The 17,432-nt window shown below is 67.4% G+C and carries 18 protein-coding genes and 1 riboswitch; of the genes, 10 read left to right on the top strand and 8 right to left on the bottom strand.

Annotated elements, in window-relative coordinates; translation table 11 throughout:
• Positions 1–76 precede the first annotated feature (76 nt).
• The gene (locus ACM2ZB_RS14055; RefSeq protein ID WP_416055894.1) at positions 77–481 is read left to right on the top strand and encodes a hypothetical protein; all 405 of its coding nucleotides are present in this window, start codon (positions 77–79) and stop codon (positions 479–481) included.
• Positions 482–509: 28 nt separating this feature from the next.
• Complete coding sequence (locus tag ACM2ZB_RS14050) at positions 510–1,646, top strand: XVIPCD domain-containing protein (protein ID WP_416055893.1); 1,137 nt, start codon at positions 510–512, stop codon at positions 1,644–1,646.
• Positions 1,647–1,817: 171 nt separating this feature from the next.
• On the opposite strand, the gene ACM2ZB_RS14045 is transcribed toward ACM2ZB_RS14050, so the two are convergent.
• The gene (locus tag ACM2ZB_RS14045; RefSeq protein ID WP_416055892.1) at positions 1,818–2,453 is read right to left on the bottom strand and encodes a LysE family translocator; all 636 of its coding nucleotides are present in this window, start codon (positions 2,451–2,453) and stop codon (positions 1,818–1,820) included.
• Between the two features lie 93 nt (positions 2,454–2,546).
• Here ACM2ZB_RS14045 and ACM2ZB_RS14040 point away from each other — a divergent pair, with 93 nt between their 5' ends.
• The 3 genes from ACM2ZB_RS14040 (at position 2,547) to ACM2ZB_RS14030 (ending at position 5,082) form a co-directional block, all read left to right on the top strand.
• Entirely contained in the window at positions 2,547–2,969 is a 423-nt protein-coding gene (locus tag ACM2ZB_RS14040) for an acyl-CoA thioesterase (protein WP_416055891.1), read from the top strand.
• Positions 2,970–3,012: 43 nt separating this feature from the next.
• On the top strand, positions 3,013–3,819 hold the full coding sequence (locus ACM2ZB_RS14035; RefSeq protein ID WP_416055890.1) for an NAD-dependent protein deacetylase: 807 nt from the start codon (positions 3,013–3,015) through the stop codon (positions 3,817–3,819).
• A gap of 159 nt (positions 3,820–3,978) precedes the next feature.
• Positions 3,979–5,082, top strand: coding sequence for an NADH:flavin oxidoreductase/NADH oxidase (locus tag ACM2ZB_RS14030; RefSeq protein ID WP_416055889.1), 1,104 nt, complete (start codon positions 3,979–3,981; stop codon positions 5,080–5,082).
• Positions 5,083–5,085: 3 nt separating this feature from the next.
• Here ACM2ZB_RS14030 and ACM2ZB_RS14025 read toward each other — a convergent pair whose 3' ends face one another.
• Complete coding sequence (locus ACM2ZB_RS14025; protein ID WP_416055888.1) at positions 5,086–5,997, bottom strand: LysR family transcriptional regulator; 912 nt, start codon at positions 5,995–5,997, stop codon at positions 5,086–5,088.
• A 122-nt stretch (positions 5,998–6,119) separates the two neighbouring features.
• Here ACM2ZB_RS14025 and ACM2ZB_RS14020 point away from each other — a divergent pair, with 122 nt between their 5' ends.
• Together ACM2ZB_RS14020 and purU are read left to right on the top strand one after the other, a co-directional pair.
• Complete coding sequence (locus ACM2ZB_RS14020; RefSeq protein WP_416055887.1) at positions 6,120–6,374, top strand: DUF2798 domain-containing protein; 255 nt, start codon at positions 6,120–6,122, stop codon at positions 6,372–6,374.
• Between the two features lie 60 nt (positions 6,375–6,434).
• Positions 6,435–7,286 carry a formyltetrahydrofolate deformylase gene (gene purU, locus ACM2ZB_RS14015; RefSeq protein WP_416058555.1) on the top strand — a complete coding sequence of 284 codons (852 nt, stop codon included), beginning with the start codon at positions 6,435–6,437 and terminating at the stop codon, positions 7,284–7,286.
• A 107-nt stretch (positions 7,287–7,393) separates the two neighbouring features.
• Here the strand turns inward: purU and pncA are convergent, their stop codons facing one another.
• The 5 genes from pncA to ACM2ZB_RS13990 all read right to left on the bottom strand — a co-directional run bounded on the left by pncA (position 7,394) and on the right by ACM2ZB_RS13990 (position 13,275).
• Positions 7,394–8,020, bottom strand: coding sequence for a bifunctional nicotinamidase/pyrazinamidase (gene pncA / locus ACM2ZB_RS14010; RefSeq protein WP_416055886.1), 627 nt, complete (start codon positions 8,018–8,020; stop codon positions 7,394–7,396).
• 56 nt (positions 8,021–8,076) lie between these two features.
• Positions 8,077–8,748 carry an epoxyqueuosine reductase QueH gene (locus tag ACM2ZB_RS14005; protein ID WP_416055885.1) on the bottom strand — a complete coding sequence of 224 codons (672 nt, stop codon included), beginning with the start codon at positions 8,746–8,748 and terminating at the stop codon, positions 8,077–8,079.
• Between the two features lie 140 nt (positions 8,749–8,888).
• Positions 8,889–9,103, bottom strand: a riboswitch (cobalamin riboswitch).
• Positions 9,104–9,181: 78 nt separating this feature from the next.
• Positions 9,182–10,591 carry a nicotinate phosphoribosyltransferase gene (locus ACM2ZB_RS14000; protein WP_416055884.1) on the bottom strand — a complete coding sequence of 470 codons (1,410 nt, stop codon included), beginning with the start codon at positions 10,589–10,591 and terminating at the stop codon, positions 9,182–9,184.
• A 63-nt stretch (positions 10,592–10,654) separates the two neighbouring features.
• Positions 10,655–11,704, bottom strand: a complete 1,050-nt coding sequence (locus tag ACM2ZB_RS13995) for a bifunctional nicotinamide-nucleotide adenylyltransferase/Nudix hydroxylase (protein WP_416055883.1) — start codon at positions 11,702–11,704, stop codon at positions 10,655–10,657.
• Positions 11,705–11,868: 164 nt separating this feature from the next.
• Positions 11,869–13,275 carry an FAD-binding protein gene (locus tag ACM2ZB_RS13990; protein WP_416055882.1) on the bottom strand — a complete coding sequence of 469 codons (1,407 nt, stop codon included), beginning with the start codon at positions 13,273–13,275 and terminating at the stop codon, positions 11,869–11,871.
• A 166-nt stretch (positions 13,276–13,441) separates the two neighbouring features.
• Here ACM2ZB_RS13990 and ACM2ZB_RS13985 point away from each other — a divergent pair, with 166 nt between their 5' ends.
• The 3 genes from ACM2ZB_RS13985 to ACM2ZB_RS13975 are packed head-to-tail and all read left to right on the top strand — an operon-like array spanning position 13,442 to position 15,756.
• Positions 13,442–15,316, top strand: a complete 1,875-nt coding sequence (locus ACM2ZB_RS13985; protein WP_416055881.1) for a patatin-like phospholipase family protein — start codon at positions 13,442–13,444, stop codon at positions 15,314–15,316.
• Between the two features lie 43 nt (positions 15,317–15,359).
• Positions 15,360–15,518 carry a hypothetical protein gene (locus ACM2ZB_RS13980; RefSeq protein ID WP_416055880.1) on the top strand — a complete coding sequence of 53 codons (159 nt, stop codon included), beginning with the start codon at positions 15,360–15,362 and terminating at the stop codon, positions 15,516–15,518.
• 1 nt (position 15,519) lies between these two features.
• Positions 15,520–15,756 carry a hypothetical protein gene (locus ACM2ZB_RS13975; RefSeq protein WP_416055879.1) on the top strand — a complete coding sequence of 79 codons (237 nt, stop codon included), beginning with the start codon at positions 15,520–15,522 and terminating at the stop codon, positions 15,754–15,756.
• Between the two features lie 303 nt (positions 15,757–16,059).
• Here ACM2ZB_RS13975 and ACM2ZB_RS13970 read toward each other — a convergent pair whose 3' ends face one another.
• A complete protein-coding gene (locus ACM2ZB_RS13970) occupies positions 16,060–17,427 on the bottom strand; it encodes a helix-turn-helix domain-containing protein (protein ID WP_416055878.1) in 1,368 nt (455 codons plus the stop codon).
• Between the last annotated feature and the right edge of the window lie 5 nt (positions 17,428–17,432).

Here is a 17,432-nt window from a genome sequence, read left to right as displayed (position 1 = left end):
TTCGAGCGGTGCGCCCCCAAGCCCCTCATATCATTTGGATCAACGACAGTCCGTCAGATCAGGGAGTGACACTGCTATGGAGCGATTCAAGAACGACATCGAGCGATTGATCAGCGTGCGTTTTGATGATGTCGATGCATTGAATGAACAGCTTCACACACACTTCGGAGAGCCGACTCGACAGGGGTTGAGGGACGAGCGAATCGCAGAACGCGGAATGCTGGGTGACCTTGAGGTCCGGAGCATCAAGCTGAGAAGTGCTGCCGACGATCCTGCGCATGCGAACCTGATCTTTGAGGTCGCGCCACCGAGCATTGCACTCGAGGAAATCATCTGGGAGGACTCCATCGCAAATCCACCTCACCCCGATGCGTCTGGCTCCCGCGCTTACTGGTCTGCGCAGGTGAACGGTGCCGAGGTCGTGCTCGGGCTCGCCGCTGACAACGTGACGCTGACCTACGTATCGATCAGGCAGCACTAACGCCCTGTCATTGCGAAGGAGCCGCACCATGGAGCGTACTGAAGACGCTGGACTGCCACAGCAGCAGGAGGGGGGACGCCCAGGAGCCGCACGTCGTCCTGCATCACCATTGGCCGATCCGTCATTTGCGCCGATCCTGGCGAAATCCACAACACTTCAAGCGGGTCTCGCCCAAGCAGGTCGCGACGGTCTGGATGTTGTCTGGGGGCAAGCCGGTGGTGGCACCTATCTTGTTCCTGGTGTGAAGATCGTTATTGACGAGAACGCGATCGGGCAAGGCCCCAGAATCGCACGTTCTCTTTCTCACGAAGTTGGGCACGATCTCTTTACCGAACGCCCAGATCTTACTTCCAGGCAAGCCTATGTAAACAGCATGTTGCGAGGGGAAGCCGCCGCCACGCTCAGCAATGTGCAGGTCCAGCGCGAAATTGTCGCGGCTGGTGGACCGGACATTGGCGTGTCAGGCACGGGTACTCGGCCACAGCAATATGGAGCCATTGCGGTGGAACTCCAGGCGGGACGGATCAATCGAAGCCAAGCGCTTGGGCAGATCGCTGAGGTGTTCAAGACCGAGGCTCCGTCTGTTGGTCCCCATGCGAATTACGAGCTCTACTACGGCGCGTTCTATGACCAGCACATAGCGCCCTCGCAGCGGCGTCGCAGGCCCGAGCCACAACTTGACGCCGAACGCACTGCGGTTGCAGAGAAATCTGCCACATCCATCGACGACTCGCCGTCGGTGCATCGAGTTGCTTCTTCAACAGCTGAACTCAGTGATGCAGACCGTTCTCTCCATATGCAGATAAGGGCTGGTGTGGAACGCCTGGACGCTGAGCGTGGGAAGCCGTGGGACGAGTCGAGCCAGCGGATGACCGCGAGCCTGTTGGTACTGGCGAAGGAGCAGGGGCTTTCGCGGGTCGACCATGTTGTGCTCAACAACCCGACGGAAAGCTTGGCTCGCGGGGAGAGGGTTTTCATAGTGGAAGGGGCAATGGATGATCCCGCCCATCGCCGAGGACACATGAACACGATGGATGCGCTTCGTACACCTGAGGCGGAGTCGCTTCATCGTGCTGATGCGTTGAGTCAATCGCTGGCACAGGGCCTTGAACAACAGCCGGCACCGCATGTTCATACGCAGGACGGTCCATCGTTCTTGAGATAGGAATATCGCAGCGGCGGCGGAGGCGCACATGTCGCGGCGCACAGTGCAGACCTCATGAACAAGCCTGTCATGCAACCATGGAGCGTGATGGGTGGGGCGGCGATACCGGTTGCTCCCTTCCACCAAGTCTGCAGGGGGGGCAGGTGGAAAAGGCCAGGCTGTACAGGGTCGCTACCGCCGCCCTTCCACCGCCATCCGCACTGCCAGCCCGGCCAGCACCGTGCCCATCAACCAGCGCTGTACCGCCTGCCAGCTCGGTCGCGCGGCCAGGAACGCCGCAATGCTGCCGGCCATCAGCACGATCACCGTATTCACCGCCAGGCTGACCGCGATCTGGGTGAAGCCCAGCACCACCGACTGTGCCAGCACGCTGCCGTGGCCGTCCGGGTGCAGGAACTGCGGCAGCAGGGACAGGTACATCACCGCGATCTTCGGATTCAGCAGGTTGGTCAAAAATCCCGTCGCGAACAGCCGGCGTGGGCTGTCCACGGGCAACGCATGCACCGCGAACGGCGAACGGCCGCCCGGCTTCACCGCCTGCCAGGCCAGGTACAGCAGGTACAGCGCGCCGCCGATGCGCAGCGTGTCGTAGGCGAAGGGCACGGTCATCAGCAGGGCGGTGATGCCCAGTGCCGCGCACAGCATGTAGAACAGAAAGCCCAGCGCCACCCCGCCCAGCGACACCAGCCCGGCACGGCGGCCCTGGCAGATCGAGCGCGAGACCAGGTAGACCATGTTCGGCCCAGGCGTGAGCACCATGCCCAGTGACAGCAGGGCGAAGGCCAGCAGATCGGCGGCGGCGGGCATGGCGACGTTCCGTGCGGTGGGCGTGGCGCAGTGTAGCGCCGCCTGCACCGGGCCTGGCTTAAAATCGCCGCACCCCACACCAATGGCCCCGCCATGACCCCCATCCCCGAAACCGTGCCGCCCATCGAAGTGCGCATGGCCGAAATCGTCTTCCCCAACCACACCAACCACATGGGCACCCTGTTCGGTGGCCAGGCGCTGGCGTGGATGGACAAGGCCGCCTTCCTGGCCGCCGCCCGCTATTCGCGCCGCACGGTGGTGACCGCGCGCAGCGACCAGGTCGATTTCAAGCTGCCCATCCGCATCGGCCAGATGGTGGAGACCATCGGCCGCATCGTCGAAGTGGGCCGCAGCTCGATGAAGGTCGAGGTGGAACTGATTGCCGAAGACCTGCACAGCGGCGAGCGCAAGCTGTGCACCCGCGGCCACTTCGTGATGATCGCGCTGGGCGAGGATGGCCAGCCGACCGCCGTGCCGCGCCTGCCGGGCACGCCGGCTGCCGCCCCGGCCAGCTGACCACGCGCTTGCGGGGGCGCCCACGCGCCCCCATCTCGCTGCCATGACCCCGCCGCTGACCGACTTCATCGACCGCGCCCAGCGCCTGTTCGTGCTGACCGGCGCCGGTTGCAGTACCGCCTCGGGCATCCCCGATTACCGCGATACCGACGGCCAGTGGAAACGCACGCAGCCAGTGACCTACCAGGCCTTCATGGGCGAGGCGGCCACCCGCCAGCGTTACTGGGCGCGCAGCCTGCTAGGCTGGCCACGCTTCGGCCTGGCCCTGCCCAACGGCACCCACCAGGCGCTGGCGGCGCTGGAAGCGCGCGGCACACTGCAGGTGCTGCTGACCCAGAACGTGGACGGCCTGCACCAGCGTGCCGGCAGCCAGAACGTGATCGACCTGCACGGGCGGCTGGATCGGGTGCGCTGCATGGGCTGCGAACGCCGCAGCGGGCGCGGGGATTTCCAGCAGCGCCTGCTCGATGCCAACCTGGGCTGGGAGGCGCTGGAAGCGGGTATCGCCCCCGATGGCGACGCCGACCTGGAAACCGACTTCTCTGCCTTCGTGGTGCCGGATTGCCCGTACTGCGGTGGCCTGTTGAAGCCGGACGTGGTGTTCTTCGGCGAAAACGTGCCGCGCGAGCGCGTGGCCGCCGTGCATGAGCATCTGCAGCAGGCCGATGCCGTGCTGGTGGTGGGCTCCTCGCTGATGGTCTATTCCGGCTTCCGCTTCGTGCAGGCTGCGGCCAGGGCCGGGCTGCCGGTGGCGGCGCTGAACCGCGGCCGCACCCGCGCCGATGACCTGCTGCAGTTCAAGGATGAACGGGACTGCGCAGAGGCATTGGCAGGCTGGGCCATGCCCTGAGCCGAGCGTGGGCTCGGCTCTACAAGGGATGCCGGCTTCTGTAGAGCCGAGCCCACGCTCGGCTGCAGCAGGTCGCGCGAAACAGCGATCCATCCAGACGGTTGATCCGCAGGCCGTGCAGCGGTGCAATACGCACCCCCTCCGCATGTCCTTACCGTCTTGAGCCAGCTGTTCTCGCCGATGTCCCTCGGCCCCCTGACCCTGCCCAACCGCATCGTGATCGCGCCGATGTGCCAGTACTCCGCCGAAGACGGCCGCGCCAGCGACTGGCACGCCATGCACCTGGGCAACCTGGCGCAGTCCGGCGCGGGCCTGCTGATCCTGGAAGCCACCGCGGTCGAACCGCGCGGGCGCATCAGCTGGGCCGACCTGGGTCTGTGGGATGACGGTACCGAGGCGGCCCTGGCGCAGGTGCTGACCAGCGTGCGCCGCTGGTCGTCCATGCCGCTGGGCATCCAGCTGGCCCATGCCGGCCGCAAGGCCTCCACCGCCCGCCCGTGGGACGGTGGCCGTCAGCTGCCGGCCGACGATGCACGCGGCTGGGCGACCGTGGCGCCCTCGCCGCTGCCCTTCCATGCCGCCGATCCGGCGCCGCAGGAACTGGACGAGGCCGGCATCGCCGAGGTCATCGCCGCCTTCGCCGCCAGCGCGGTGCGCGCCGAGCGCCTGGGTTTCGACCTGATCGAGATCCACGCCGCGCACGGTTACCTGCTGCACCAGTTCCTGTCCCCGCTCAGCAACCGCCGCACCGACGGCTACGGTGGCTCGCTGCCGAACCGCCTGCGCTTGCTGGTGGAAGTGTTCGATGCAGTGCGCGCCGCGGTGTCGGACAAGGTGTCGGTGGGCGTGCGCATTTCCGCCACCGACTGGGTCGACGGCGGCTGGGACCTGGTGCAGAGCGAAGCGCTGGCGCAGATCCTGGACGCACGCGGCTGCAACTTCCTGCACGTCTCCAGCGGTGGCCTTGACGAGCGCCAGAAGATCAGCGTCGCACCCGGCTACCAGGTGCCGTTCGCGGCGGCCATCAAGGCCAAGAAGCTGCGCATGCCGGTCATCGCGGTCGGCCTGATCACCGAGCCGGAACAGGCCGAATCGATCCTGCGCCACAACCAGGCCGATGCCATCGCCCTGGCCCGCGGCATCCTGTACGACCCGCGCTGGCCGTGGCACGCCGCTGCCGCGCTGGGCGACAGCGTGGTGCCGTCGCCGCAGTATCTGCGCTGCGAGCCGCGCGAAGCGCGCAGCGTGTTCCGCCCGCGCTGAGTCTCAGACCTGCCAGGCCGGCGCGATGCCGGCCTGCAGGTGCTCGAACAGGGCGCGGATCTTCGCGGTGAAATCGCGGCGGTCGCTCACGCAGAAGAACACCTCCATCGGCTCCGGCTGCCAGTCGCTGGCCGCGCCGAACACCGCCTGCAGGCGGCCATCGCGCAGGTAGGGCTCGGCCACGAATGCGGCCAGGCGGGTGATGCCCGCGCCTGCAGCGGCCAGTTCGGCCAGCGCGTCGATGTCATCGCAGACCATGCTCGCCGGCAGCGCCGCGTCCACCCGCAGGCCATCCTTCAGCAGGCCCCAGCGCAGCGGCCGGCCATCGGTGGGGAAACGGTGCAGCAGCCCGCGATGGCCGTTCAGCGCGGCCGGATCGGCCGGCGTGCCGTGCGCCTTCAGATACGCCGGCGACGCACAGAACACGAACGGGATGCGCGCCAGTGGCCGCGCCACCAGCCCGTCTTCCAGCTGCGCGCCGATGCGGATGCTGGCATCCACCGCTTCCGGCCCGTGCTGCACGGCGCGATCGCTCAGCCGCAGTTCCAGCTGCAGCTGCGGGTAGCGCTGCTGCAGGCTGGGCAGCAGTGGAGCCAGCACGTGGCGGCCGAACGCGCTGCTGCTGGCGATGCGCAGCGGCCCGGACGGTTCGATATCGCCGGCGGTGACCATCGCCTGCGCGCGCGCCAGGTCGGCCTCGATGTGCCGCACCTGCGCCAGGTACACCGCACCGGCCTCGCTCAGCGCCAGCTGCCGCGTGCTGCGGTTGAGCAGGCGCACGCCCAGGTGGGCCTCCAGCCGGTTGATGTTCTGGCCCACGGCGGTGGCGCTGATGCCAAGGTGGCGGGCCGCCGCGGCAATGCTGCCGGTCTCTGCGGTACGGGTGAAGCTGCGGATGAGCTGCAACAGGTTCATGACCGACCAGCTTGCCACGGAAGCCGGCAAGTGTGGCTTGGGTCTGCACCAAGCGCGACAGGGCTGTGCGCGGGCCGCCGCACCGCTAGCCTGCCGGCCCACTTCATTCGATGCGATGTGCCATGGCCCAACCCCGATCGCCCCGCTGGAAGCTGCACGCCCGCAGCACGCCGTTTGTGTTCGCCTTCTTCATGGCCAGCCTGATGGCGCTGCTGATGTGCCTGGTCATCACCGCCGCCAACGCCGGGCTGGGCAGCGGCTACCTGGCGCGGGTGCTGGCGGCCTACCAGATGGCCATGCCGGTCGCGTTCTGTGGCGTTCTGCTGGTGCGTCCGCTGGTGGTGCGTCTGGTGGCGCTGACCGTACATCCGCACTGACGATCGGTTGCATCTGACAGCATTGTGCATCGCGGCAGGATGCTGCCCTACACTCAAGCGATGCGCCCCGATTCCATTCTTACCCTGTCCTGCCCCGACCGCACCGGTATCGTCTACCGCGTGTCCGGGCTGTTGTTCGACCACGGCTGCAACATCCTCGACGCCCAGCAGTTCGGCGATGAGGAGAGCGGCCGCTTCTTCCTGCGCGTGCATTTCGACCGCGATGCCAGCCTGCCGCTGGACACCGTGCATGCAGCGATGGTCGCACTGGCCGCCGGCTACGGGATGGACTGGCAGCTGCACGACGGCCGCCGCCGCGCGCGCCTGCTGGTGCTGGTCAGCAAGCAGGGCCATTGCCTGAACGACCTGCTGTTCCGCGCCCATAGTGGCCAGCTGAAAGTGGATATCGCCGCGGTGGCGTCCAACCACGCCGATTTCGCGCCGCTGGCAGCGTCCTACCAGGTGCCGTTCCACCATCTGCCGGTGAACGCGGACACGCGCGCCGTGCAGGAACAGCAGATCATCGATCTGGTCGAACGCGAGCGCATCGACCTGGTGGTGCTGGCGCGTTACATGCAGATCCTCTCGCCCACGCTGTGCCGCGCACTCGCGGGCCGCGCGATCAACATCCACCACAGCTTCCTGCCCAGTTTCAAGGGCGCGCAGCCGTACCACCAGGCGCACGCGCGCGGGGTCAAGATCATCGGCGCCACCGCGCACTACGTCACCGAAGACCTGGACGAAGGCCCGATCATCGAACAGGACGTGGCCCGCGTGGACCACGCGATGGCGCCGCGCGAACTGGTGCGGCTGGGCAGCGATACCGAATCGCAGGTGTTGGCCCGCGCGGTGCGCCGGCATGTGGAGCACCGCATCCTGCTCAACGGGCACCGCACGGTGGTGTTCCGGTAACCAACCATCGCTCGCCACCACGGGTGCTATCCGGTAGTGCCGGCCGCTGGCCGGCAACTGCAGGGATCCCGAGGTTGCCGGCCAGCGGCCGGCACTACCGTTCCGGGTCAGGCGATCGCAATGTTCGCCTTGCCCAGCGCCTCGCGCACCATCGCGTCGTTGGCCTCGGTCACCGGCCGGGTCAGCTCCCACAGAAACTTCACCCGGAAGCCGGATTTCACCGCGTCCTGGGCGCTCCACAGCACGCAGTAATCGCGCGCAAGGCCGCACACATGCACCTCGCGGATGCGGCGCTCATGCAGCCAGCCGGCCAGGCCGGTCGGCGGGCGTTCGCCCTCCGGGCCATGGTTCTCGCGGAACGCGCTGTACGAATCCACCTGCGGGCGGGTGCCCTTGCGCAGGATCAGGTCGGCCACGGTCCAGTCCACGCCCGGGTGCAGCGCGGCGCCGTCGCTGCCCTGCACGCAGTGGTCTGGCCACAGGGTCTGCGGCTGCGCGTGCAGCAGGATGCTCTCGAACGGTCGCTTGCCGGGGTGCTGGCTGGCGAAGGAGGCGTGGTCGGCCGGGTGCCAGTCCTGGGTGGCCACCACTGTGCGGTAGTGGCGCTGCGCCAGAAGCTCGGCAATCGGCGCTACCAGCGCATCGCCCTGGTCGCAGGCCAATGCGCCACCGGGCATGAAGTCCGGCTGCAGGTCGATCACCAGCAGGGCGACATCGGCGGGCAGGGCGGTCATGGCAGGGTCCAGCGCAGCAGAGGGGGCGACCAGCGTGGCCGCCCCCTGCGCGCACGTCAATCGCCCTGCGGCGTTTCATTGTCCTGGCCGTAATACAGCAGGCCGATCTTGATGCGCTCGCGGCCGGTTTCGCGGCGGTGGCGGTTGGCATCGCGCAGCGAGTACACGCAGCCGCAGTATTCCTGCTGGTAGAACTGCTCGCGCTTGCTGATCTCCACCATGCGGCTGGCACCGCCACCCTTGCGCCAGTTGTAATCCCAGTACTGCAGGCCTTCGTAGCGCGACGCGGCGCGGATGCCGCAGTCGTTGATCTGCGCCATGTTCTTCCAGCGCGAAATGCCCAGCGACGAACTGATGGTGTCGTAGCCGTGCTCATGCGCGTACAGCGCGGTGCGCTCGAAACGCATGTCGAAGCACATCGTGCAGCGGATGCCGCGCTCGGGCTCGTTTTCCATGCCGCGCGCACGGCTGAACCAGTTGTCGGTGTCGTAGTCGCAATCGATGAAGGGAATGCCGTGCTGCTCGGCGAAGCGGATGTTCTCCTGCTTGCGCAGCTCGTACTCCTTCACCGGGTGGATGTTGGGGTTGTAGAAGAAGATCGCGTAGTCGATCCCGGAGGCAGTGATCGCCTCCATCACTTCACCCGAGCAGGGCGCGCAGCACGAATGCAGCAGCAGGCGCTTGCCGTCGGCGGGCAGGGACAGGTCGGGGCGTTGGAACTCGGTCATCGTCGGGTGCATCTGGGCGTGGGCAACGGGTCTGGCCGGAAACCGTGAACAGGACGCGCGCGGCCACCCCGCCTGCACGCGCAGGACGAAGACAGCCCCGGCAACCTCCCCGCGGAGATTCCAGGTCGAATCAGGGGACGGTCGTGTCCCCCGGCCGGGGCCGGTATTCGGGCTGATGGACACGGGCCGCAGCCCACCTACTACCTGCCGCTTCCCAGGCGCGAGCCCAGTGCTGTTGGCAGGATTCGTTTCCATTCACCGCTGCGGGGCAGCTCCGGAATGGGCGCGCGAGGCGCCTTCACCGGATTCCCGTTTAAATCCCTGCCACCATCCAGCCACGGCAGGGATACCTTCGGCGTGCCCACGGTGGACGCGTTGTCGGCCAGGGTCAAGGGGGCGCTGCAGTAGATCCACGCCATGCGTGGATGCGCCCTTATCGCTGACCCGCAGCCCGCGCGCGGATCTCATCCAGCCGCTGGTCATACAGCAACCGGCCGTTCTCCCACACGGTCACCATCGCATCCTCGAAACCGGCCGGCAGGGCGTCGTCACCGCCGGCCGGCAGCGGCACCGTATGCAGACTGCCATCGTCCAAGCGGCGCAGCAGGCGCATGCGGCCGCGCTTGCTGGTCTTGCCCGCGTCGGTGATCGGGTCCTTGTAGACGTCGATCCATGCACCGTCCACCCGCGCGGCCGAGCACTTCAGCGCGAACTTTTGCGTATCGCGGTCCAGACGCTGCAGCAGCGCGCCGCCCATGCCGAACGCCACGTTGTCCGCCGCGTAACCCTCCTCGGTAATGCGCTGCAGGATGGCGCGGATCGTGTCCGGGTTGATGCCATCGCCCTGGATCACCCGCACGTGGTTGAGCACGCGGTAGCCCTTGCCGTTGATCGTGTGGCCGAAGGCCTCGTCCAGCCGGCGCAGGCTTTCGGCCACCACCTCCACCGGGTCGCCGGAATCGGGGCGGATGACCAGGGTCGCGCCCGAGGCGATCACTTCATCGCGCAGGGTGGTGCCCCAGTGTTCGCTGATGGCGCGGTAGATGTCATAGCTGTCCGACACCACCGCGACGATCGCACCGGGTTTGCCGAACTGGCGCAGCATGTTGCGGTATGCATCCACTTCGCGCTCGCGGCCCCAGCTGGTGATGGTGCTGTGCTCGGCGGCGGGAATCGAATAGCCGGCCATCGGTGCGTGGTAGTGCGCGCGGGCCAGGCACAGCGCCGAGACGGTGTCGGTACCAAGGAAATTGACCAGGTGCGCGGCACCGCCCAGCGCGGCCGACTGCAGGCTCGACGCGCCGCGTGCGCCGAAGTCGTGCAGCTTGAACGGCAGCTGCCCCTGCGGGTCGTCGCTTGTCTGCTGCAGGAAGCTGGCGATGGTCTGCCGCGCATGCCAGCTGATGGTGGCCACGGTGACCGGGTACCACACGCGCAGCAGCAGGGTTTCCAGGTACGAGGGCACCCAGAACGCGGCCGGGTCGGTCGATTCGATGGTCATCAGCGCCTGGTGCGTGGGCACCACGCTGCCCTCGGGCACGGCGCGGATACGCACCGGCAGGTAGCCGCCGAGGCGGTCGACGATATCGCGCCAGCCCGCTTCATTGAACGGTTCGCCATGCGCGGCGAACACTGCGGCGGCGTCGTCGATGTCGGCGTGGGTGATGGGCCGTGCCAGCGCGTCCTTGAGGATGGCCTGCAGGCCGAAGAACACCGTGCGGTCATGCAGGCCGCCGCGCGACTCCACGTAGAAGAACGTGGCATCGGTACCCGGCGGGTACTGCAGCCAGTGGCTGGCCTTGTAGCTGTCGGTGTTGAGGAGAAGGTTATCGAGGTAGTGCATGACGGAAGCTCCTTCGCGTCGAGTGACACCGGCGGTCTATCCGCCGGTGTGGGGCAGGTCGGGTCAGCCCCGGCCCAGGAAATACTCCAGGATGTGCAGGTGGTCTTCGAACAGCTGCGGACCCATGTCCAGCGCTTCGCTTACCGGGATCCAGCGCGCCTTGTCGGCATCATCGCCGCCGCGCACCGACGGCAGTTCACCTGCCGGGAATTCGAAGTGGAAACCATGGGTGATGGTGCGGCCGCGCTGGCTGCGGTCGGGGTGATCGAACACCTGCTGGCCCTTCAGCGAGCCCTTCAACACCGGCAGCGGAATCTTCAGCCGGGTCTCTTCGCGCAGTTCGCGCAGGCAGCTGTCGAGCAGGCTCTGGTCCGGGCCGACGAAGCCACCGGGCAGCGCCCACAGGCCCTTGCCGGGTTCCGAACGGCGGCGCACCAGCAGCACGTGGCCCGAATGCACCACCACCGCGTCGGTGGTGACGAAGGTAGGCGCGTAGGGCGCGTCCTTCCAGGCGGCCTTGTACTGTTCGATGAAGCGGTATTCGGCCACCAGCTGGCCGTAGGCCGGCGCGCTCTTGCGGAAGGCTTCGAGCATGTCGTACACCGGCGCCGGCACATTGCCACGCAGCATCAGCAGCGCACCGTGGAAGTCGACGTCGCCGGCTTCGAACAGGTAACGGCGCAGCTCGGTGGCCGACAGGGTGGCGGTGTGCCGCACGTCCACCAGCGGCCACTGCGGGAATTCGCGCAGGTAGTAGCTGGAGGCATCCTTGTCCATGCCGATCAGGCCGACCTTGGCATCGGTGGCGGCGCCATCGTTGCGCAGGGCTTCGGCCACCTGGCGCTGCACGTTGGCGATCCACTGCGCCTCGTTGTAGAGGTGGTCGCGCAGCGGGCGGATCAGCAGGCGGTCGGTGTGGCCATCGAGGGCGGCCTGGATCATCACGGCGCGTTCGGCCACGGTCCAGGGGTTGCGCAGGCTGCGGGGGGTATCGGCAGAGCCGACCAGGAAGATCAGCTTGCGGGCCCGGCTCAGGGCCAGGCGGGCAACGGCGGCGTGGCCGTTGTGGAAGGGCTCGAAACGCCCGATGAAGACGAGATAGTCGAATTCCATGAGAATCCCTCATGTCGTTATGGCAGCCGCGGGTCTGTCCCTTGGCTTGGTGCAGATGCTACGCCGATGGTTGCGGGGGTCAAGTGTGGGCACCTGCGGTAGTGCCGGCCGCCGGCCGGCACGGGGTCGGATCCCGTTGCATCGCAACGGGCTCTGACCCATTGCTAGGGCGCTGCGATGTAGCGATGCCAGAGGTGGTTCACCAGCTGCATTTCCGGGTCGAACTGGCGTTTGCGTTCAACGAACGCGTTCCACTGCGGGTACGCGCGCTGGAACTGCTCGCGTGTGGCGTGCGGGCGGTAGGGCAGGTAGTAACGGCCTGCACAGGCCAGGGCGGCATCGATCAGGGCGCGGGTCCAGCGCGTGGACATCGTGTCGCCCCAGGGGTGGCGGCGCTGCTTGTGGTACAGCACGAAACAGAACATCTCTTCATTCGCCCACTTCATCAATGCGGTGGTGTCGGCTGGGGCGTGGCGGATGGATACGTTCAATGCATCGACGCGGTGGTGCTGCAGGATCGCGGCCATGCGTGTGGCGAAGGCGTGGAAGTTGCGAACGGGAATGAAGTATTCCTGCAGCAGGTAGGTCGACATCGCGCGGGTGCGGGGTTCCAGTGCGGCAACATCCAGGCTGGCTTCCAGGTTGCGGTGGATCACGCGCGGTTCGGCAATCTGCCGCTTCACCACCGAGCTTTCACGCAGCTGCGGGCCGCCGGGCAGTTCGCTGACGGCCCAGATCATGTTCTGCTCGTGGGCGTAGTCCGCACCCACCGGTATCAGCCGCCGGCTGTCGGTCAACGGCGCGCTGCTGCGCCGCCAGGTCACGGTCACCGGTGCATCGAAACGCGGTGGAATGAGGTCGGCGTTGTGCATCAACGCGTCCTTGCGTGAGGCCACGTTTTCACGGAACCAGTGGGGGTAGTCGGCCAGCGCTACCCGCTCCATGTGCCGCGCCATGCGGTCGTTGTCGGCCAGGTCCAGCTCGACTTCGCTGACTACGCCGATCAGGCCATAGCCGCCGATGACTGCAGCGAACAGCTCCGGATGCAGCGTGCGCGAGGTCTCCACCACTTCGCCCGAACGCAGCACCACCTGCAGCGCGCGCACGGTGGTGGCGATGCTGCCGCTGCCGACGTAACGGCCATGGCAGTTCACCGACACCGAACCGCCCACGGAGAAGTTGCTGAAGCTCTGCATGACCTTCACTGCCAGGCCGTGCGGGTCCAGCCATTCCTGCAGCGCACGCCAGCGCATGCCGGCCTGCACGCGCACCACCTTGCGCGACACGTCCAGCCACAGCAGGCGGTTGTACTGGCCCATGTCCAACTGCAGGGCACCTGTGGCGCTGGTCTGTCCGCCCATGCTGTAGCGCGCGCCCGCCACGCAGACCGTGCCGGTGTGGCGCTGCAGTGCGTCCTGCAGGTCCGACGGCGAGCCGATGGCCTGCACCCGGGCGATGGCAGTGGGCTCCAGCTGGCTGATGTCGTTGGCCAGGGGCGTGCTGCGCCGGCTGCATGCCGCAGCAGCGACGGCGGTTCCACAGCCGGCGATGAAGCTGCGTCGGGTGGTCATGGCGATCCTTGCATGAATGTCCTGCCGGCCAGTGTGCCCGGCCTTGCCGGAGGCAGCCAGTGGCCCTTCTGCGCGCGGGTTCTCAGGCTGTGAGAAGCCTTCGGGTCATACTGCATCGGTAGCGTGGGATGGCATCGTCTCAAGCGCAATCAGCGAGGGCAGGGCTGTGGCAGACAAGTACTGCGATCTGGTCATGAAGGGCGGCATCACCAGCGGCATCGTGTACCCCAATGCGGTACTGGCGCTGGCGCGTGACTACCGGTTCAAGAGCATCGGTGGCACCTCGGCCGGTGCCATTGCCGCGGCGGTGGCCGCTGCGGCAGCCTACGGCGACCGCCGACAGCATGCTGGCCAGAACCTGCCCGGCGACGCCGGTTACGGTGGTCTGTCGGCGGTGTCGGCGCAGCTGTCGCGGCGCGGATTCATCTACAGCCTGTTCCAGCCGGCGCGCGGTGCGCGCGCGGCCTATCGGCTGCTGGTGGCGCTGACCGGCAGTTATCGCTGGCCGCGCAAGCTGCTGTGCCTGGCCATTGCGGTGTTCGAGATCGCACCGCTGGAAGTGCTGGTCTCACTGGCCCTGCTGCTCGGCCTGGGCTGGTGGGGTGGCGGCTGGAGCGGTGTGGCGGCCACCTTGCTGCCATCGCTGCTGTGCGCCTATGGGGCCGGCGTGGCCGGTGCCGCGCTGCGGGTGGCGCGGGTGGCGCGGCGCAACCTGCTGGGCCTGTGCAGCGGCCTGGGTCGTGATGCACGCACGCCGGCGCTGACCGAATGGCTGCACCAGAGCCTGCAGCAGCTGTCCGGCAAGCCGATGGACGCGCCGCTTACCTTCGCCGATCTGCACGATGCGCCCCGCTATGCGGGCGAACCGGTGAGTCCGCATGCGATCAGCCTGCAGATGATCACCACCTGCGTGTCGCACAACGAACCGCGCACGCTGCCGCTGGGCGGCGCGCAGTTCTGGTTCCTGCGCGAGGAGTTCGCGCAGCTGTTCCCGGCCAGCGTGGTGCAGTGGCTGGTCGACCATGCCGGTGCGCCGGTCGATGTGGAAGGCCGGCAGTACTACCACCTGCCGCAGGGGCCGCAACTGCCGGTGCTGGTGGCGACGCGCATGAGCCTGAGTTTCCCGCTGCTGATCAGTGCGGTGCCGCTGCACGAACCCTCGCGCCGCGAGCGTCGTTGCGAACCTTCGCCAGCGGCTGCCGATGCAGAACACAACGTGGCCGACAGCATGGAAGGGCTGACCAGTGCCGGCCAGTCCTGCGGCCCGGTCATCACCGCATTCCGCATCTGCTGGTTCTCCGACGGTGGCATCAGCAGCAACTTCCCCATCCACCTGTTCGACGCGGCGATGCCGCGTTGGCCGACCTTCGCCATCAACCTGGTGTACCCGCAGCACGCCGAGGATGTCAGCCACGGCACCACCGGCCAGCAGGCACTGGAGCGCGCCGTGGTGCTGCCCACCGAAAACCGTCATGGCTGGCAGCGGCACTACCAGTCCATCGCCACGCCGTTGGCCGCAGCCGAGCTGGGTCGCTTCCTGTTCGCCGTGGTGGCCACCATGCAGAACTGGCGCGACCTGCTGCAGGCGCGCGCGCCGGGCTACCGCGACCGCATCGTGCATGTGAGCCTGCAGGGCGACGAAGGTGGCATGAACCTGGACATGCCGCAGGATGTCCTGAGCCGCATTGCCGACAAGGGCAGTCTGGCGGGTGCGCGTTTCTGCACGTTCTCGTTCGACAACCACTACTGGATCCGCTGGCGCAACCTGGCCTCGGCCTACCAGCGCTACACGCTGGAGGTGGCGCGCACGGATGACCCCGCGCAGCAGGTGCTGGCCTACCGCGCCGCCTATGCGATGGTGGCCGGCGGCGAACCGCCACCGCCGTCGTACAAGCTGGGATCGGAAGACAAGCGACTGGCCTCGCAGCAGCTGTGGGGCTTGATGGTGGAACAGGGCCGCAGCTGGGATGACCTGGGTCCCGACCTGACCGACGGCGCGCCGCGGCCACTGCCGCAGATGAAGGTGACACCGATCTACTGATCGCGCCCGACGCAATCGCCGCCCCCATTGCAAGGAACGCCCCATGTTCCCCCGGCAGGCACTGCTGGACCTGCTTGAGCGTCTCGACGCCCGTGACCCCGATCACCTGCCGGTGGTTCCGTTGGCCGCTTACTTCGAAGGCAACGACTTCGAGGAATGCATCGCTGTACGCACGCTTCGCCGCCATTGCTGCAAGGCCTGAAGTGGAAGGTGTGTACGTGGGCCTGCACCAGGACTGGGGCAGCGCCCTGGAAGACGACAGCGAATGGCCTGCGGCGGAGAACGTGCACCTGCTGACCCACGCTGACGCAGCAACCGTGGAAGGCTGGCTGCAGGGTCTGGAATGCGACGGCGTTGGCGAAGGCTGGCCATACGGACAGCACATCGACGCCCCCGTGCCCTCGCAGGGCCACCGCGTACTGACCGTGTTCTGGGACTAGAACGTGCCAACCAAGGTTGGCACCTACCAGATCAGAAATCCGGATGGGGTCAGAGCCCGTTGCATCGCAACGGGATCTGACCCCGTGCGGTTCCGACAGCTCGCGGCAGTCTGTCGAAGGCGGGGTGGGTCCGGTTGCAGGGGCGTGAGCCGCATGGATGCGGCGACCGAGCTTACATGGACGTACTTGCAGCGTCCCCTGCAACCGGCCCCCCCCCCGCCAACCCACGGATAGCCAGCTTTTGACGTTGACGTTGACGTTGACGTTGCCTCGGCAGGTGCAGGGCGCAGCCCTGCAAAACCCCTACCTCCCCGGCAACTGCGCAAACGCACGCTGCATGCAATCCTCCCGCGGGCACACCCGGCACCCCGGCCCGATCGACACCGAATTGCCCGGGCTCTGCACATCCAGCCCCAGGGAATACACCAGCCGCTCGGCATGCTGCAGGTCGCAGCCCAGCGCCACCGCGAAGGTTTTGCGCGGCTGGCCATGCCCCACCGGCCCGCTGCTGACCTGCCGTGCCAGCCAGAAATGGCGACGCCCATCGGGCATGCGCGCGGTCTGCGTCAGGATGCGCCCGGGCTGGTTGAACGCCTCGTAGACGATCCACAGCGGGCACGAACCGCCTACCTGCGAGAAGTGGAAATCGGTGGCCGAATGGCGCTTGGACACATTGCCGGCACGGTCCACGCGGATGAAGAAGAACGGCAGCCCGGGCGCACTGCGCCGCGCCAGCGTGCTCAGCCGGTGGCATACCGCTTCAAAGCCCACACCGAACTGGTGCGCCAGCAGTTCGATGTCGTAGCTGCTGGCCTCGGCCGCACGCAGGAAACGCATGTAGGGCATCACCAGCGCACCGGCAAAGTAGTTCGACAAACCGATCCGCGCCTGCGCGATGCGCGCCTCATCGTGGAAGCCCGCGCGGGCGATCACCGCGTCGATCTGCGGCAGGTAGCCATGCAGGGCCAGTTCGGCCGCCATCTGGAACGCCTGCTGGCCCGGCTCCAGGTAATCGGGCAGCCACAGCGTGCGGCTGCCGGCGTCGTACTGGCGCTTCTCGCGCCCGGCCTGCAGCGCGGCCACTTCCACCAGCACGCCGTGGCGGTCGGCCAGCAGCTGGCGCAGGCGCGGCGCCACGTGGCCCGGTGCCAGCCCCCATTCGGCGAACAGGCGTTCGGCCAGTTCGTCCAGTTCGGGAATGTGGTTGTGCATGCGGTTGAAGAACTCGCGCACCTGGTCACCGGCCGGCAGGGTGCTGCCGGCGCCGGGCTCACCCAGCTGGAACTCCAGTGCGGCGGCATGCTCGCGCAGGGCCAGATGGCGGCGGTGCAGGTCCAGCAGGGCGCGGCTGACCTGCGGCAGGTTGCCGGCCAGTGCCCGCAGTTCGGTGGCACTCACCTCCGCCAGACCCAGGTCACGCAGGGTCTCGCCCAGTGCCTCCTGCAGCGCGGCGGGCTCATCGTCGTCGAACAAGGCGGAAACATCGCCCAAGACCTCGCCCAGCTTCTTCTGCACGGCCGGCGTCAGCGGGCGCTTGTTGCGCTCGATCTGGTTCAGGTAGCTGGCCGACAGGCCCAGGGCGCGGGCCAGGTCCACCTGACTGTAGCCGCGCTGCTCGCGCAGGCGCAGCAGGCGCAGGCCCAGCTGGCGTTGGGATGGCTGGAAATTCACAGAAT

The sequence above is a fragment of the Stenotrophomonas maltophilia genome (assembly GCF_047782825.1).
Lineage (GTDB): Bacteria > Pseudomonadota > Gammaproteobacteria > Xanthomonadales > Xanthomonadaceae > Stenotrophomonas.
This window is presented reverse-complemented; position numbering and strand designations above follow the sequence as displayed.

Coding starts and splice junctions, on each gene's coding strand:
- ACM2ZB_RS14040 (WP_416055891.1), top strand. CDS start 2,547: ATGACCCCCATCCCCGAAACCGTGCCGCCCATCGAAGTGCGCATGGCC.
- ACM2ZB_RS14005 (WP_416055885.1), bottom strand. CDS start 8,748: ATGACCGAGTTCCAACGCCCCGACCTGTCCCTGCCCGCCGACGGCAAG.
- ACM2ZB_RS14035 (WP_416055890.1), top strand. CDS start 3,013: ATGACCCCGCCGCTGACCGACTTCATCGACCGCGCCCAGCGCCTGTTC.
- purU (WP_416058555.1), top strand. CDS start 6,435: ATGCGCCCCGATTCCATTCTTACCCTGTCCTGCCCCGACCGCACCGGT.
- ACM2ZB_RS13990 (WP_416055882.1), bottom strand. CDS start 13,275: ATGACCACCCGACGCAGCTTCATCGCCGGCTGTGGAACCGCCGTCGCT.
- ACM2ZB_RS14000 (WP_416055884.1), bottom strand. CDS start 10,591: ATGCACTACCTCGATAACCTTCTCCTCAACACCGACAGCTACAAGGCC.
- pncA (WP_416055886.1), bottom strand. CDS start 8,020: ATGACCGCCCTGCCCGCCGATGTCGCCCTGCTGGTGATCGACCTGCAG.
- ACM2ZB_RS14025 (WP_416055888.1), bottom strand. CDS start 5,997: ATGAACCTGTTGCAGCTCATCCGCAGCTTCACCCGTACCGCAGAGACC.
- ACM2ZB_RS13980 (WP_416055880.1), top strand. CDS start 15,360: ATGTTCCCCCGGCAGGCACTGCTGGACCTGCTTGAGCGTCTCGACGCC.
- ACM2ZB_RS14020 (WP_416055887.1), top strand. CDS start 6,120: ATGGCCCAACCCCGATCGCCCCGCTGGAAGCTGCACGCCCGCAGCACG.
- ACM2ZB_RS13995 (WP_416055883.1), bottom strand. CDS start 11,704: ATGGAATTCGACTATCTCGTCTTCATCGGGCGTTTCGAGCCCTTCCAC.
- ACM2ZB_RS14045 (WP_416055892.1), bottom strand. CDS start 2,453: ATGCCCGCCGCCGCCGATCTGCTGGCCTTCGCCCTGCTGTCACTGGGC.
- ACM2ZB_RS14055 (WP_416055894.1), top strand. CDS start 77: ATGGAGCGATTCAAGAACGACATCGAGCGATTGATCAGCGTGCGTTTT.
- ACM2ZB_RS14050 (WP_416055893.1), top strand. CDS start 510: ATGGAGCGTACTGAAGACGCTGGACTGCCACAGCAGCAGGAGGGGGGA.